The organism is Dyadobacter sp. SG02, assembly GCF_900109045.1.
Lineage (GTDB): Bacteria > Bacteroidota > Bacteroidia > Cytophagales > Spirosomataceae > Dyadobacter.
The window spans coordinates 208,704-224,930 of record NZ_FNYL01000009.1 but is presented as its reverse complement, the minus strand read 5'-3'; the positions used below and the strand labels follow the sequence as shown (position 1 = coordinate 224,930).

The 16,227-nt window shown below is 51.0% G+C and carries 15 protein-coding genes; 13 read left to right on the top strand and 2 right to left on the bottom strand.

The annotated features are described in order from the left end of the window. The first annotated feature begins 36 nt into the window (after nt 1–36). Together BMW93_RS21725 and BMW93_RS21720 are read left to right on the top strand one after the other, a co-directional pair. The gene (locus BMW93_RS21725) at nt 37–1,194 is read left to right on the top strand and encodes a glycosyltransferase family 1 protein (protein WP_090381238.1); all 1,158 of its coding nucleotides are present in this window, start codon (nt 37–39) and stop codon (nt 1,192–1,194) included. After that, nucleotides 1,184–2,380 (top strand): amine oxidase, encoded by a 1,197-nt coding sequence (locus tag BMW93_RS21720; protein ID WP_229240667.1) that lies wholly within the window; start codon nt 1,184–1,186, stop codon nt 2,378–2,380. Before BMW93_RS21725 ends, BMW93_RS21720 begins: the two co-directional genes overlap by 11 nt. Before the next feature lie 21 nt (nt 2,381–2,401). Here BMW93_RS21720 and BMW93_RS21715 read toward each other — a convergent pair whose 3' ends face one another. Both BMW93_RS21715 and BMW93_RS21710 read right to left on the bottom strand, forming a co-directional pair. Further along, nucleotides 2,402–2,902 carry a cupin domain-containing protein gene (locus BMW93_RS21715; protein ID WP_090381236.1) on the bottom strand — a complete coding sequence of 167 codons (501 nt, stop codon included), beginning with the start codon at nt 2,900–2,902 and terminating at the stop codon, nt 2,402–2,404. Nucleotides 2,903–2,926: 24 nt separating this feature from the next. After that, nucleotides 2,927–3,832 carry an AraC family transcriptional regulator gene (locus BMW93_RS21710; RefSeq protein WP_090381235.1) on the bottom strand — a complete coding sequence of 302 codons (906 nt, stop codon included), beginning with the start codon at nt 3,830–3,832 and terminating at the stop codon, nt 2,927–2,929. A gap of 186 nt (nt 3,833–4,018) precedes the next feature. On the opposite strand from BMW93_RS21710, the gene BMW93_RS21705 reads away from it, so the two are divergent. The 11 genes from BMW93_RS21705 to BMW93_RS21650 all read left to right on the top strand — a co-directional run bounded on the left by BMW93_RS21705 (nt 4,019) and on the right by BMW93_RS21650 (nt 16,147). Further along, nucleotides 4,019–5,602, top strand: a complete 1,584-nt coding sequence (locus BMW93_RS21705) for a carboxylesterase/lipase family protein (protein ID WP_090381513.1) — start codon at nt 4,019–4,021, stop codon at nt 5,600–5,602. Between the two features lie 143 nt (nt 5,603–5,745). Continuing rightward, nucleotides 5,746–6,612 carry an aldo/keto reductase gene (locus BMW93_RS21700; RefSeq protein WP_090381511.1) on the top strand — a complete coding sequence of 289 codons (867 nt, stop codon included), beginning with the start codon at nt 5,746–5,748 and terminating at the stop codon, nt 6,610–6,612. 107 nt (nt 6,613–6,719) lie between these two features. Then, nucleotides 6,720–7,121 carry a nuclear transport factor 2 family protein gene (locus tag BMW93_RS21695; protein ID WP_090381232.1) on the top strand — a complete coding sequence of 134 codons (402 nt, stop codon included), beginning with the start codon at nt 6,720–6,722 and terminating at the stop codon, nt 7,119–7,121. 128 nt (nt 7,122–7,249) lie between these two features. Continuing rightward, a complete protein-coding gene (locus BMW93_RS21690) occupies nt 7,250–7,969 on the top strand; it encodes a carboxymuconolactone decarboxylase family protein (RefSeq protein WP_090381230.1) in 720 nt (239 codons plus the stop codon). Between the two features lie 15 nt (nt 7,970–7,984). Next, on the top strand, nt 7,985–8,461 hold the full coding sequence (locus tag BMW93_RS21685; protein WP_090381228.1) for a (2Fe-2S)-binding protein: 477 nt from the start codon (nt 7,985–7,987) through the stop codon (nt 8,459–8,461). Between the two features lie 23 nt (nt 8,462–8,484). Continuing rightward, nucleotides 8,485–9,138, top strand: coding sequence for a hypothetical protein (locus BMW93_RS21680; RefSeq protein WP_090381225.1), 654 nt, complete (start codon nt 8,485–8,487; stop codon nt 9,136–9,138). A 7-nt stretch (nt 9,139–9,145) separates the two neighbouring features. After that, entirely contained in the window at nt 9,146–11,302 is a 2,157-nt protein-coding gene (locus BMW93_RS21675; protein ID WP_090381223.1) for a molybdopterin cofactor-binding domain-containing protein, read from the top strand. A 9-nt stretch (nt 11,303–11,311) separates the two neighbouring features. Beyond that, nucleotides 11,312–12,310, top strand: a complete 999-nt coding sequence (locus BMW93_RS21670) for an aldo/keto reductase (protein ID WP_090381220.1) — start codon at nt 11,312–11,314, stop codon at nt 12,308–12,310. A 550-nt stretch (nt 12,311–12,860) separates the two neighbouring features. Next, on the top strand, nt 12,861–13,073 hold the full coding sequence (locus BMW93_RS21660) for a hypothetical protein (protein ID WP_090381216.1): 213 nt from the start codon (nt 12,861–12,863) through the stop codon (nt 13,071–13,073). 335 nt (nt 13,074–13,408) lie between these two features. Continuing rightward, nucleotides 13,409–13,864, top strand: a complete 456-nt coding sequence (locus tag BMW93_RS21655) for a (2Fe-2S)-binding protein (RefSeq protein ID WP_090381213.1) — start codon at nt 13,409–13,411, stop codon at nt 13,862–13,864. 30 nt (nt 13,865–13,894) lie between these two features. Beyond that, the gene (locus BMW93_RS21650) at nt 13,895–16,147 is read left to right on the top strand and encodes a xanthine dehydrogenase family protein molybdopterin-binding subunit (protein ID WP_090381210.1); all 2,253 of its coding nucleotides are present in this window, start codon (nt 13,895–13,897) and stop codon (nt 16,145–16,147) included. Nucleotides 16,148–16,227 lie beyond the last annotated feature (80 nt).

Genomic DNA, 16,227 nt, shown 5'->3' with positions numbered 1-16,227 from the left:
TCACAACAAACTATTTTATTTTGACACTGATTACTCATGAACATCAACTTACAAAAAGACCTGCTTTGCTTTTCGCACCTCAGGTGGGATTTCGTTTTTCAGCGCCCGCAACATCTTATGACGCGGTTTGCACAACACAGCAATGTGTATTTCCTGGAAGAGCCTTTCCTGGATGCGCCGGATAAGCCGTTTATACAGTTTGAACGCAAACTTCCCGGCCTCTGGCTTTGCGTACCGCATTTGCCGGCAGATAGTTCGCCCGACGAGGTGATTGAACTGATGAAGGGGCTATTGCATTCATTTTTCGAAGGCCGCGATAGCTCCAATTTTATTTTTTGGTACTACACGCCGATGGCTTTCGAATTTTCGAGGGACTTTAAATCGGCCCAGGTAGTTTATGATTGTATGGACGAGCTTTCGGCCTTTAAGTTTGCGCCTGCCAGGATCAAGTTTATGGAGCAACAGCTTTTTACCCGTGCGGATATTGTGTTCACGGGCGGGGTTACGCTGTACGAAGCCAAGAAAGAGAGCCATTCCAATGTGCATCCGTTCCCCAGCAGCATCGATAAGGAGCATTTTCAAACGGCAAGGGGACCATTGGCCGAACCGTGGGACCAGGCGGGGATTACCGGTACAAAAGTGGGTTTCTATGGCGTGATCGATGAACGTTTTGACCAGGATCTGATCAGGGAGATCGCTGCAAAGCGGCCCGACTGGCAGATTATCCTGATCGGTCCGGTAGTAAAGATCGATCCCGCAATGCTTCCGCGTGCCGGTAACATTCATTACCTGGGCTCGAAAAGCTACCAGGAGCTACCTGCGTACCTGTCGGGCTGGAATGTCGCCCTGATTCCCTTCCTGCTTAACGAATCCACACAATTTATCAGTCCTACCAAAACGCCGGAGTACCTCGCCGCGGGACGGCCCGTGGTTTCATCAGGCATCCGGGACGTTATAGATCCGTATTCAAAGGCGAATCTGGTGAGCATTGCGCAGGGAACTGATGAATTTATTTCGGCGATCGACTACGAACTGGGCAATTTTGCTAACCCCGATTGGCTGCAAGCCGTGGATGAGTTCCTGTCGGATAAATCATGGCAAAATACTTTTTCGGCCATGCTGGCATTGATGCAATCGGCCAAATCGCAGAAAAAGGAAGTTGTTTTAACCGGCGAAATGAAAAATGCGAGTTGAAGAACCCGGAAAATGGAATAGGGCGTTTTCATCTGCCTCGCCATTCAGAACTTTCTGGATGGCCGGTTTTGAATGCGCCGATCAGCTCAATGCCAGCGGTAACCGGGTAGATATGCTGGAAATGACCGCCCATCTGGAACTGATTCACGATGACTACGCCCGGATTTCTGCATTGGGCTTGAAGACGGTTCGAGAGGGGATCAGATGGAGTGTTGTTGAAAAAGAGCCGTTCCGTTACGATTTCAGCTATGTTTTGGAAATGATCCATGCTGCAAGGGCTGGCGGGATACAGCAGATTTGGGATATTTGCCATTTTGGCTTCCCCGACGACCTGACTCCCTTCCATCCGCAGTTTACAGATCGGTTTGTGGCGCTTTGCAAAGCTTTCACGACCTTTTACATCAGGCATAACCCTGGTGAAATATTGTATGTGACACCGATTAACGAGGTGAGTTTTTTGTCCTGGCTGGGAGGAGAGGTCGGAGGGACGGTACCGTATTGTCACAACAGCGGCTGGCAGGTTAAATACGCATTGATGAGGGCTTACATCGCAGCTGCTATCGCCATGAAGGAAATCAGCGACCTGGTTAAGATAATCACAACCGAGCCGCTTGTGAACATGGTACCAGTCACCGACCCTACGCCGGAGGAACAGTTGCTTGCCGACGCCGAGCATGAGCAGCAGTTCCAATCGGTGGATATGCTTTGCGGGCGGATTTGTCCGGAACTGGGTGGGAATCCGGGGCTGGTCGATATTCTTGGTTTCAATTATTATTACAATAACCAATGGATCGTCGGGGGCTATGCATTTCTTGACTGGAATGATCCGCTGCCCGATCCGAGATGGCAACCGCTGGCCAATTTGCTCGAAGCGGCCTACCTGCGTTACGGTAAGCCGATTCTGCTATCGGAAACGAGCCATCCCGGTGAAGACAGGCCCCTGTGGATCAGGATGGTCGCAACGCAATGCGCGGATGTGATTACCCGGGGGGTACCATTGGTGGGCATATGCCTGTACCCGGTGATCGACCGGCCCGACTGGGACCATCCTCATGTATGGCATCACTCCGGCATTTGGGATACCGATAGTTCCGGAAAGTCGGCCCGCGTTCCTCATTCTGAATCAGTTGCGGCCTTGTTACTCGGGCAGCAGTTGATCAATACTTTGTTTAGTTGGAAAATTTAACGGTACATACATCAGTTGATCTCATTGTTTTTTGAGGCTTCTGTACTCCTGATCGGTCACTGGCCGTAGCCAGGTGACCCTGCCCCTGGCGGTATTGGGCGTAACAGCGATTTGCACAAACCCGACCTCGGGAGAAGCGCCGTGCCAGTGCTCGGTGTCGGGCGGACATTTTACCGAATCTCCCTTCCGAAGTATCTGAATGGGTTTGCCTTTTTCCTGGTAGTAGCCGATCCCGTCGATCGCGATCAGTCCCTGCCCGCCTGCATGCGTATGCCAGTGCGTTCTCGCGCCCGGCTCGAAAGTGACGCTGGCGACGGGGATGTTGAAGATGCTATCCGGGTCGATTAAGGGGTGTACAAAAGCAGCGCCCGTAAAATTGCTTTCCGGTGCAGGTCGTCCCTTTGGGAAAATCGCTTGCTGATCAGCGGTGACAGCCGGCTTGTCCTGGGCGCTGGCAATGAAGCCGGTGAAAACACAAACTATGCCCAGGAGTAATTTGGCCGAATTTAGCTGATATCTCATACCTACAATCTCCGTAATAATGCTCTAATTCAAATGGTTGAAGACGCGGTACTCGTTGGGTGTCTGGCCGACACGTTGTTTGAAAACCCGGCTGAAATGTTGGGGGTATTTAAAACCCAGTTCAAAGGCAACTTCGTTGATGGTTTTGCTGCCGTCGAAGATTTTTTCTTTCGCTACTTCGATTACCTTAAACTGAATATATTCCAATGCAGATTGGCCGGTTTCCTTTTTGATCAGATCGCCAAAGTATTTGGGTGACAGGTTGAGCTCGCCCGCACAGTAAGCCACCGTCGGCAGACCGATCGTCTTGGGTTTGTCCGACATAAAATAGCTTCCCAACAGCTCTTCAAACCGGCTTAGCACGCCTTTGTGGACCGTTTCGCGTGTGAGAAACTGCCGGTCGTAAAAGCGCAGGCAGTGATCGAGCAGCAATTCAATATTGGAGACGATGAGCCTTCTGCTGTGTTTGTCGATGGCGCGTTCGAGCTCGTATTTGACAGCGCCCAGGGCGTCCAGTACAATCTGCCGTTCGCGCCGTGAGACATGCAGCGCTTCATTTAATTGATAGCCAAAAAACGAATACTCGTGCATGGTCGCATTCAGGGAAGTGCCTAACAGCAGATCCGGGTGAAATACGAGGGCATGTCCTTTGGGCTGATACAATTCCCCGTCATTCTCCACGGTAAAAATCTGTCCCGGGGACATAAAAACGAGCGTTCCTTCCTGGTAATCATAGTATTCCTTTCCGTACCGAAGGTCCCCGCATACGACGTCTTTGAGGAAAATGCCGTAGCATCCCATGTATTGGCTGGTCTTGCGTCTCGGATTTGCCGTCGACAGATCTATCACCGTTACCAGGGGATGCAGGGTTTCCTGTTGGTTAAATGCATTGTATTGACTGACAGAGTCAAAGCGGATTATCTCTTCCATGATCGTGTATCATTTAGCTGATGCTAAGTTACTGTTTCAATACAGTCTGCGATAATTGCGCCAGACAAATCAGGAAAATTGGTAGACAATTCGGGAATCCGTATACCATTTGGTGCCGGGATGCGGGCGAACTTTGTGATGCAATTAAAAAATGGAAATATCCTAACTGCTCACCAGATGAAGATCATGAAATTACTACTGCCTGCATTCATACTTCTTATCACGTTTCCCCTGCGGGCGCAGCAGGAGCCCACCGTTCGTACCCTCGCGGGAACTGTCCGTGGGGCCGCCGAGGGGGAAGTCGAAAGCTTCAAAGGTATTCCATACGCTGCTGCACCGGTCGGAGCGTTGCGTTGGCGACCGCCGCAGCCTTTTCCTGCCTGGCAGGGCGTGAAGGATGCGACCAAATTCTGCGCCGATTGTGCGCAGGCCGGATGGCCGCGCGAAGCCGGCAAGATTCGTGAAAACACTTCGGAAGATTGTCTATTTCTGAATATCTGGCGGCCTGCCTCTGCGAAACCGACCTCCAAGCTGCCGGTGATGGTCTGGATTTATGGCGGTGGCTTTGTGGGCGGCGGCAGTTCTTATCCGGAAACTTTCGGCAATCAGTTTGCCAAACAGGGCGTCATATTGGTCAATTTCAATTACCGGCTTGGCCGGCTCGGGCATTTTGCTTTTCCGGCATTGACCGCCGAGCACCCCGAGGAACCAAAAGGGAGTTATGCATACATGGATCAGATTGCGGCATTGAAATGGGTGCAGCAGAACATCGCGGCATTCGGCGGCGATGCGGGTAATGTCACGATTTTCGGCGAGTCGGCGGGCGGGGTTTCAGTACATTCGCTGTTGACCATTCCGGCGGCGAAAGGCCTTTTCCAAAAAGCGATTATCGAATCGGGTGGTGGCCGGGATGGTGTCCTCACCGGCAGGCCGATCAGCAAAGAAAATGCCGACCGGTACTATCCTGTTTCCGCCGAAACTATTGGAATAAACTTTGCGGCCAAACACGGTATCGAGGGTAAAGATGCAGCCGCACTCGCAAAGCTTCGCGCACTTAGCGTGGAGGAAATTGTCGACGGCGGGCTGGAAAATAATGGCCAGGGCGGCGCTCCTATTTATCCGGGACCTATTCTGGACGGAAAACTGGTCGTTGAAACTGCGGAGGCAGCTTACAAGGCCGGCAGACAAATGCGTGTGCCGCTTATCATTGGCTCGAATAGCGCGGAAGTTCCGGCGGGATTTGTGAATGCCCGGTCTAAGGAAGAGTTGCTATCGCAATTCGAGCCAGTCAAAAAGGAAATGATCGCTGCATATGACCCGGAAGGTAAAACCGACTTCGCTGAAATGCTGACGATGGTCAATACGGACAAGGTTTGGGCGGAGCCGGCCAGGTTTACGGCCAACGCTTTCGCCGCCAAAGGGAACCCGGCCTACATTTACCTTTTCTCATATGTAGCGGATGCTATGCGGCAGCGGATGCGTTTCGGCGCGTCGCACGCGTCCGAAATCGCCTATGTATTTGACAACCTGATCGAGCGAAACGGGGTCTCAATCGCACCCAGGGATAAGGAGGTTGCCAAAATGATGAATACCTATTGGGCAAATTTTGCCAAAACCGGAAACCCGAATGGTAGTGGATTGCCGAAATGGCCGGTTTACGACCCCAGGAAGAGCGAAATCCTTGAATTCAGGCCGGACGGTTCCGCATCGGGCGGCCCCGATCCTAAAAAGGCGAGGCTGGATGTGATGGAGAAAGCTGCGGAAAAATAAAGCGGGTGCATTTCTGGCACAGTTTTCCAACCCGGTTGGAGACTGGGTCTCCGACAGGGAATATTGGTAGACAATTCAGGAATCCGTATACCATGCGGCCCGGTAAAAGGCCGGAACTTTGCGTCATCAAAACAAAAACCATCATGGAAACAGTGAAATTGAATAACGGCGTCGAAATGCCGCTCCTTGGATTCGGGGTGTTTCAGGTGCCTGACCCTGCGGAATGCGAAAGAAGTGTATTGGATGCGATCGAAACCGGCTACCGCCTGATCGATACCGCCGCTTCCTATGGAAATGAGGAGGCAGTGGGCAAAGCTATCAAGAAAAGTGCGCGGTCCGCCGCAGCGGTGAAGAGAGAGGAACTGTTCATTACGACCAAACTCTGGATACAGTCCAACGGATACGAGGATACGAAAAAGGCCTTTGAAACCTCTTTGAAAAAACTGCAACTGGACTACCTCGACTTGTACCTGATACACCAGCCATTCGGGGATGTGTATGGGGAATGGAGGGCGATGGAGGAATTGTATAAAGAAGGAAAAGTCAGGGCGATCGGCGTCAGCAACTTTCAGCCCGACAGGCTGATCGACCTGATCATCCACAACGAGATCGTACCGGCCGTCAACCAGATTGAAACGCACCCGTTTCACCAGCAGCTGGAAACGCAACAGTTTTTGATTGAAAACACCGTGCAGATCGAGTCCTGGGGGCCATTCGCAGAGGGTAAGAATGGATTGTTTCAAAACGAGCTCCTTGCATCGGTAGGCCGAAAATATGGCAAAACGATCGCGCAGGTAGTCGTGCGCTGGTTGACGCAGCGAGGTGTTGTGGCCATTCCCAAATCGGTACGGAAAGAAAGGATGGCGGAGAACTTCGATATTTTCGATTTTCAGCTCACCGCCGAGGATATGGAAGCGATTAAAGCATTGGACACCAATACCAGCGCCTTCTTTGATCACCGCGATCCTGCCATGGTCAAATGGCTCGGCGAAAGAAAATTGAATCATTAAACCAACTCTTACTACTCAAACCAATGCAAACTCAAACATTTTTTAAGTCACTTCTAAAAGCACCCATTCTTGGATTATGCTTTTTAACCTTCAACATCAATGCTTCAATGGCGCAGGACGCCGGCAATGCGGAGCAACAGATCATTTCGCTTTCCAAAGATAAATGGCAGTGGATGTCGGACAAAAATGTAGATAAGCTGGCAACCCTCTTTGACGACAAAGCCAAATTCGTCCATATGAGCGGAACCTGGAAAAAGGACGAAGAGCTGGAAATCATTAAAACGGGAAGTATTTGGTACAGGAAAGCGGATGTGCATGACGTTGCGGTAGAACTTTTCGATGACACTGCCATCATATGGAGCCGAATTACACTGGAATCCACCGTTCGTGGCTCTGAGGCAAAAGTCGAGTTTACAGTGACGGAAGTTTACAAGAAGAATGCGAAAGATTGGAAGCTGCTGGCGCTGACATTTAGCAGCGTGCGGGATACGCATGTGATTAAGCATTGATGAAAACAACCGCGTTTATGACGGAGCGTATCGATGTTGCTGCCGACGATGATCTTATCGCCGACGATCGCCTTGATAAGTTTTGAAAGAGAATGGCGTGGACTGATTTTTTAACTAATCAACTTGCTATGAAGCTGTATAACATCCTGACCATTATTTCATTACTGGTAGTCAACGAGGCAATGGCTGGCAAGAAGAATGTAGATAGCGACACGCTCGATACAAAGCAAAAAAGCATCATAACCATCTCCGCATTTACCGCAAAAGGAGATTTAATGGGTTTGAAACAAGCATTGGACGAAGGACTTACCGCCGGTCTCACCATCAATGAAATCAAGGAAGAGCTGGTGCATTTATCGGCTTACTGCGGTTTCCCAAGAAGTCTGAACGGGATCAACACGTTCAATGCCGTCCTCGATGCACGTAAGGCAAAAGGCATTGCCGATGCAGAAGGCACGCAGCCTTCGAAAGTAACGGATGTCAACAAATATGAAACCGGGAAAAAGGTTTTGGAATCACTGACCGGCAGGGCTGAAACTGGTCCGAAAACGGGTTATGCCGCATTTGTGCCCGCTATTGATACGCTTTTAAAAGAACACCTTTTCAACGACCTGTTTACCCGTGGCGTGCTTGACCACAGACAGCGGGAGCTGGTAACAGTTGCAGCTTTGACCACATTGGGAGGAGTGGAATCTCAGTTGGCGGGGCATATCGGCATTTGTTTGAACCTTGGTTTTAACAAAAAGCAGCTTACACAGTTGTTTTCGATTATCGAAATTAAAATTGGCCAAAGCGAGGCTAACGCTGGCAAGCTAATTTTAGAAAGAGCAAGTAGTGCAGGAAGATAACAAAACTAACTCACCATGGCGAAAATCACATTAAATATCAACAACAAGGAGTACCCGCTGGAAGCCGATCCGCAGATGCCGCTTTTGTGGGCGATCCGCGATCTCGCTGGCCTGAAAGGTACCAAATACGGTTGCGGCGTGGCCCAATGCGGCGCTTGTGTAGTCCATTTGAACGGGGAAGCGGTGCGTTCGTGCGTGACCAAGGTAAGCCGCGCGGTCGGGAAGCAGGTGGTTACGATTGAAGGTTTATCGGCAACAAACAACCATCCGGTGCAAAAGGCATGGCAGGAAATCGATGTGCCGCAATGCGGCTATTGCCATTCAGGGCAAATCATGTCCGCTGCCGTGTTACTGCGCGAAAAACCCGACCCCACCGACCAGGATATCGACGACGCCATGGCCGGTAACATCTGCCGGTGCGGTACGTACCTGCGCATTCGCAAGGCGATACATCTGGCTGCCGAAATGCAGAAGAAAACTTCACAGGGCTAATCCGGTCACCTTAATCTTACGTTATGAAGCGACATTCACAAGCCGGGAAGGGTGATCTCTTTTCGGTCAAGACAGCTACTGTTCTGTCGATATTGGTATTCATTATCGCCGTAGGAGCGTCCGCATTCCGCAAGGACGAGGTGGCGGTGAAGGAAACTACATTGAGCGCGATCAACCGTGACAGTGTTGAATCGGTGAAAGCATTTGCTACGGTTTATAAAGTACTGATGAGCCCGCGCTGTATGAACTGCCATCCGGCGGGTGACGTGCCGTTGCAGGGCGACGATAGTCATTTGCACGTTATGGGACCAAAACGCGGCCATGATGGCAAAGGTGTTTACGCTATGAAATGCGCCAACTGCCATCAGGAAACCAATACACCCGGCCTGCATACGCCTCCGGGCAACCCGGATTGGCATTTGCCGCCTGCGGATATGAAAATGGTTTTTCAGGGAAAAAGCGCCCACGAGCTTGCCAAACAGCTGGTTGACAAGAAAAAGAACGGCAACAAGGATATCAAAAAGCTAATCGAGCACGCCGACGATGGATTGGTGCTCGCAGGCTGGAATCCGGGAGAAGGACGGATGCTGCCACCGGTAAGTCACGCTGAATTTAAAAAGGCATGGTTGACTTGGCTCAACAAAGGTGCATACGCTCCAAAGAAAACTTCAAACTAAATCCACCATGGACAACCAGACATTATCCAGAAGGAATTTTCTCAAAACATCCGGCATGACCGGGGCCGTGCTCTCATTGGGCTTTTACTGGCCGGGTAATGCCAAATCCGCGAAGATCGTCAATGCTGCCGAAGCCCAAAACTTTGGGGTGGAAATGAACTCCTGGGTGCATATCGATACATCGGGCAAGGTGACGATTTTCGATCACCGGGCGGAAATGGGCCAGGGATCTTACCAGGCCGTTCCGCAAATTGTGGCCGAAGAATTGGAAGTGAATTTGAATGAAATCAATGTTGTTTTTGCCCAGGGCGATAATAAGAAGTACGGAAATCAGGTCACAGGGGGCAGCTCCACGGTTCGGGGTTCGTATAAAAATCTGTTGAAACTGAGTGCCACAGCCCGCGAAATGCTGATTCAGGCAGCCGCTGCGAAATGGGGCGTCGATAAAGCGGAATGTTATGCGGAGGGTGGGAATGTGATTCATAAGCCATCCGGGAAACGGTTCCATTACGGCGAACTGGTCGATGCGGCGTCCAAACTGGAACCGCCGAAAGAGGTCATCTTGAAAAAACGCTCCGACTACAAGCTGATCGGCAAGCCGCTGCGCCGGTTGGATACACCGTTGAAAACCAACGGAAGCGCAATTTTCGGATTGGACAAAGAAATCCCGGGTATGATGTACGCGGCGGTTGAAAGGAATCCCCGGTTGCGCGGAAAAGTAAAAAGCTTCGACGACACTAAAACCAGGCAAATACCGGGTGTAAAGCATGTTTTTAAAGTAAAAATGGGTGTTTTTAATACCTATCGTGAAGGCGTAGCCGTCGTTGCGGATTCTACCTGGGCGGCTATTCAGGGCAAAAAAGCATTGAAAGTAGAATGGGACGATACAGGTTTTGAGCATTTAGATACAGAAGAAATTTACAAACGCCAGCGCGAAGCATTACAAACGCAGGAGGGGTTGGCATTTAAAAAACAAGGCGAGCCTTCGGAGATCATCGCGAAAGCGGCTAAGAAAATAGATGTTACTTACGAGACGCCCTACCAGTACCATGCCGCCATGGAGCCGCTGAATTGCGTGGCCCATTACCAGGACGACAAGCTGGAAATCTGGGGGCCCATCCAGGCGCCGGAATGGGTGCAGGACTACATCAGCAAGGAAATGTCGATTCCCAAGGAAAAAGTGATCCTGAATATGACATTTCTGGGCGGGGGCTTTGGCCGGAAGGCTTTTATGGATTATCCGCACGAGGCTTCCGTGATTTCAAAGGAAATTAAGGCGCCTGTTCAGGTTGTATGGACGCGGGAGGATGATGCCACACAGGGGCCCTTTCGCCCGGGCATTACCTATCGGTGCGAGGGCGTCGTCAGTAATGGCGCAATTGATGCATTTAAAGTAAAAATGGCCGGGCAGAATAATGCGCATTGGCGTGGCGGCAAGAAAGATGTGCCCAACGGAAGCGCGTCGGAAGGCTTTTTGAAACCGTATATGGATTCGATCAAAAACCTGGCGATCATGGATATTCCATTTGAAACACCGATCCCGACGATGTGGTGGCGGTCGGTTTACGCTTCTACGAATGGTTTTGCTTACGAAAGTTTCCTGGATGAGCTGGCTTTGGAAGCTGGCAAAGACCCGTTGGAATTCAGGCGCGCGCATTTGAAAGAAGAGCGTTTGCACAAGCTGATCGACAAAATGGAAGAAGTATCCGGCTGGAAAAACCGGAAGAAAGGCGAAGGTTTTGGCACGGCGATCACCGAATGTTTCGCCAGCACGGTAGGTCATGTGGTAAAAGTGTCCAAAGCTCCGAATGGCGGCGTAAAAATTGACCAGGTGTGGGTGGTGATGGATTGTGGCTGGTATGTCAACCCGGATACGGTCCGTGCGCAGGTCGAAGGATCGGTGGTAATGGGACTGGGCGCGGCCACCATTCATGAAGTGAAGTTCAAAGACGGCATGGCGGTCGATAGCAATTTCAGCACCTACCAAATGCCCCGCATTACCGACATCCCGCCTATTGAAATACACATTATGGAAAACGACGCGGATGCAGGCGGCGTGGGCGAACCGGGACTGCCAGCCTTTGCACCAGCTTTGACGAATGCGATTTTCGATTTAACAGGAAAGAGGATCAGGAGGCTGCCGTTTAGTTTGGCGACTGTTTAATGAAGCAAAATGGAAAAAAGACAATTAGGAAATAGCGGTCTGGAAGTTTCGGCCTTAGGCCTGGGTTGCATGGGACTGAGCTTCGGCTACGGCCCTGCCGCTGATAAAACGGCTGCGATTGCATTGATAAGAGTAGCGTTTGACAAAGGCGTCACATTTTTTGATACGGCAGAAGCATACGGCCCATTTACCAACGAAGAATTATTGGGAGAAGCCCTGGAACCGTTTCGCGATCAGGTGGTGATCGCCACCAAATTCGGTTTCGAAGGCGGCGACTCGAAAGCCGGGCTCGATAGCAAGCCCGAAACCATCAAAGCATTTGTGGAAGCATCCCTGAAAAGGCTCAGAACGGATCGCATCGACCTGTTATACCAACACCGCGTCGACCCCAATGTCCCGATTGAAGATGTTGCCGGAACTGTAAAAGACTTAATTCAGTCTGGGAAAGTAAAGCATTTCGGATTATCAGAAGCCGGTGCGCAAACCATTCGCCGGGCGCACGCCGAACAACCCGTTGCGGCGCTTCAAAGCGAATACTCATTATGGTGGAGACAACCGGAAAAGGAAATCATACCGACGCTCGAAGAACTGGGAATCGGTTTCGTCCCATTCAGCCCGCTCGGCAAAGGGTTTCTAACCGGTAAAATCGACGAAAACACCACCTTCGACAAATCGGACTTCCGCAATGTAGTCCCACGCTTTACCGCCGAGGCGCGGAAGGGTAATCAGGTTATGGTGGAATTGCTCAATCGAATTGCAGAGCAAAAGGGCGCCACCGGGATGCCGGCCACCCCCGCGCAGATTGCATTGGCGTGGCTGCTGGCGCAAAAGCCGTGGATTGTGCCGATTCCTGGTACTACTAAATTGCATAGGTTGGAAGAAAACCTGGGCGGGGCTGCGATTGAGCTGAGTGCGGAGGATTTGCGTGAGATTGAAGAGGCAGCGGCGGAGATTACGGTGCAGGGGGAGCGGTATCCCGAGGCGTTGCAGAAGCGGGTTGGGAATTGAGATTGGGGGATTTTTGGGTAAAACAGCCAAGAATCCTCGAAAAGCGATAGATAAAAGCGAAACCCGACTTAGCAATTACGGTTGTGCCGCAGGAAGATATTATTGTGGAAAAGATTTCGGTACGCATCAAATTAACTAGCCTTTTTTACAAAGTGTCAGTAGTAAGGTCGGTTCTTTTTGATACACGCACTATGGTTAAAATAGATCTAGGGAAAACCTACGAATTGTTAAATGCCTTCCTTCACCGTGAATACACAAAAATGGAGTTTTTGTCCCCGCAAACGGACGGAACCGTCAGAGTGATGCGCGTTGAAATCATGCCGCATCCAGATCCACTTCTAGCCGGAGTCTGCAATCTGGCAATGGGACCACTGATGGAAGATGGAGAAATTGACGATCAAATAAGGCTCAAACACAAGGATCGGGCTGTTTTGTACTCCACGCTAGTATTCCAGATCCCGCCACGAGCTTTATCGCTATTATGTTGTTCACCTGAACCGATAAGGTTCTAGCTATTAAGAAAATCAACTATAATCACTATCTTGAAGCTATGGAAGATAAAATCCGGGAGAAATTAGCTCATTTACAAGATCTTGCCCAAAAGTCGGTAGCGCCAAAAACGGCCAAGCAAAGACCTGCCAAGCCCGATTCGCTTTCAACGGTAATACACACGAAAAGGGACGCGGACTTGTTCATGGCGCAACTCGATGCCGTGGTAAAAGTCGCGCGCGAGGAATATTTGGAGTCGAAGGAAACGAAGTAAAAGGGCTATTGCAGCTCTAACTCCTTGCAGGCTAATCGTAAAGACAGTAATAGAAATAGTGATTCCCGCAACGACTACAAATATCCAAATTGGGATGTTTGTCTGGTAGGTGAAGCCTTCCAGCCCACTCGCGTGCTTATCAATGCTTACCTCACATTAGAGCCCTGCGGTCTATTTCTATCGCAGATCAGGAATATTGGTAGAAGAATCAGGAATTTGTATACGGCCTGTTCCAGAGAAAAACAGGAACTTCGCAGGCTGCACTTCTGCCGGTGCGTTTCCGGTTTCACGAAGTGACGAATCAAACGTCTTTCTAAACCGAAAATACAACCACCATGGCTACATATAATCTTAAAATTAACGGTAAAGTCCGGCAGGTGAATGTCGATCCGGCGACGCCGTTGCTCTGGGTGCTGCGCGACCATCTGAATATGACCGGTACCAAGTATGGTTGCGGTATTGCGCAATGCGGCGCGTGTACGGTCCATCTGGAAGGTAATGCGATCCGTTCGTGCCAGCTGCCCGTTTCGGTCGTCGGCAAGCAGGCGGTTACCACCATCGAAGGACTGTCGGAAAAGGGTGACCATCCCGTGCAGAAAGCGTGGCTGGAACACGATGTGGCCCAATGCGGCTACTGCCAGGCGGGGCAGATCATGCAGGCGGCGTCCCTGCTGAAAAACAATCCGAAACCCACAGACGAAGAAATCGAGGCGCAAATGAGCGGGAATATCTGCCGGTGCGGCACTTACCTGCGTATTAAGGAGGCCGTGAAGTCAGCGGCCAAAAAGTAGTGATCCTGAACCTTAAACAAGAACCTCACCATGAACAACGATAAAACTGCATTAAACAGGCGCTCGTTCCTGAAAGCCTCGCTGCTGTCCGGCGGAGGGATGTTGATGACTGTGAGCTGGTTATCCGGTTTTAAGTCGGCCGACAAATCCGAGGCGCTGAACCTGCCGGAGCAATGGGCGCAGCTGAATGGCTACATTCACATCACACCCGACAATAAGGTCAAACTCATTTGTCCCAACCCGGAATTCGGCCAAAATGTAATGACTTCCCTGCCCATGATCGTGGCCGAGGAGCTGGATGTGGATTGGAAAAACATTACCGTCGAAATGGGGCCGCATGACAATGCTAAACTGGGCGCACAGTTCACAGGCGGGAGCAATTCGGTGCGGATGTACTGGAAGCCGCTGAGGCAAGCCGGTGCGGCGGCAAGGCAAATGTTGCGCGAAGCTGCGGCCCAGACCTGGAATGTACCAGCCGGCGAAGTAACCGCCAAAGCAGGCGTGTTGTCGCATTCGAGCGAAAAAACAGCCAAATACGGCGATATGGCCAGCAAAGCGGCAACATTGCCAGTGCCGAAAGACTTGGAGCTGAAAGCGCCGAAGGATTTTACGATTGTCAGAAAGGCGAAGAAAAATGTAGAAGGGCAAAAGATCGTAACCGGCAAACCGCTATTCGGACTGGATTACCACGTGGACGGCATGCTGATCGCGATGATCCAGCACCCGCCCGCATTTGGAATGAAATTGAAATCGTTCGATGCGGCGGAAACGCTTAAAATGCCGGGTATCAAGGATGTTTTCAGTCTGAAATTGTATGAGGATGGATTTGAACAGGCGGGTTTTGACACGCGTAGCTTTAACGACCTGCTCGTTGTGGTGGGTAATACCACGTGGGAAGTAATGAATGCGCGTAAAAAGCTGGTAGCAAACTGGGAGCCTGCCGGGGATGTGAAAGACACGATGGGCGGAAGGAATGGTAAAAGAGAGGTGATCGTTCCGGGAGCGCTCGAAAGTACGACTACCCAAATGCAGCAAATGCAGGAGTATGCCCAAAAACCTGCCCAGCAGTTGAGAAAGGACGGGGACCCTGAAACGGCTTTCAAAAATGCCGCGCAGGTGATCGAACGCACGTACAATGCGCCGTTCCTGGCCCACAACTGCATGGAGCCTATGAACTTCTTCGCCCATGTGACCGACGAAAAAGCATTACTTGTAGGACCTTTACAAGCCCCCGGCTGGACGGAGCCTACGCTTGCGAAGCTGCTCAACCTGCCTCCCGAAAAAATTGAAATACAGATGACCCGCATGGGCGGAGGATTCGGCCGCAGGGCTTACGGGCATTATCTCTCGGAAGCAGCCCTGATTTCCAGAAAAGTCAAAGCGCCCGTCAAGCTCATGTACACGCGCGAGGACGATATGACCTACGGCATTTACCGCCCGATGTACACCGCCACTTACCGCGCGGCATTGGATGCGGACAAAAACCTGATTGCTTTTCATGTGAAAGGCGGGGGGATACCCGAACACCCGGTTCATGCCAATCGTTTTCCCGCCGGGGCAGTAGATAACTACCTGGCCGAAGGCTGGCAAATCGCTTCCAATATCACGATCGGCGCGTTTAGGGCACCCCGTTCAAATTTCAATGCCGCGGCAGAGCAATCGTTTCTCGATGAAGTAGCCGAAGCCGCAGGCAAAGATCCGATCGAGTTCAGGTTAGCGCTTTTAAAAAGGGCCAAGGAAAAACCAGTTGGTAAAAACAATGAATACGACGCCGACCGATACGCCGGTGTGCTGGAACTGGTGCGCGACAAATCCGGCTGGGGCAAGCCGGGTAACGAAAAATACAATAGGGGAGTGGCTGCTTATTTCTGCCACAATTCCTATGCGGCCCACGTGGTGGACATGGTCACCCGCGACGGGCAACCTTATGTGGAGCGGGTATTCAGCGCGATGGATTGCGGCATCGTCATAAACCCGGACGCGGCCACCAATATGGTGCAGGGAGCCGTGGTGGATGGCATCGGTAATGCATTTTACGGCGCTCTCACGCACAAGGACGGCGTGGTTCAACAAACCAATTTCAACAATTACCGCATTATCCGTCACAACGAGGCGCCCAAAAAGATCGAAGTCCATTTTGTCCAAAATGATATAGACCCGACGGGATTAGGCGAGCCGCCGTTCCCACCCGTATTCGGCGCGGTGGCTAATGCATTGTATAAGAATAAGGGTAGGCGGTTCTATAATCAGCCTTTCCAGTCGGAAATGGAGAAGGTGATTTAGGTATTGAAAAATAGGATCATTGCCCGGGCTAAGGTCTGCCGCGGGCTACAAATGAAGAGGTGATGCTTGATAGCTCACCT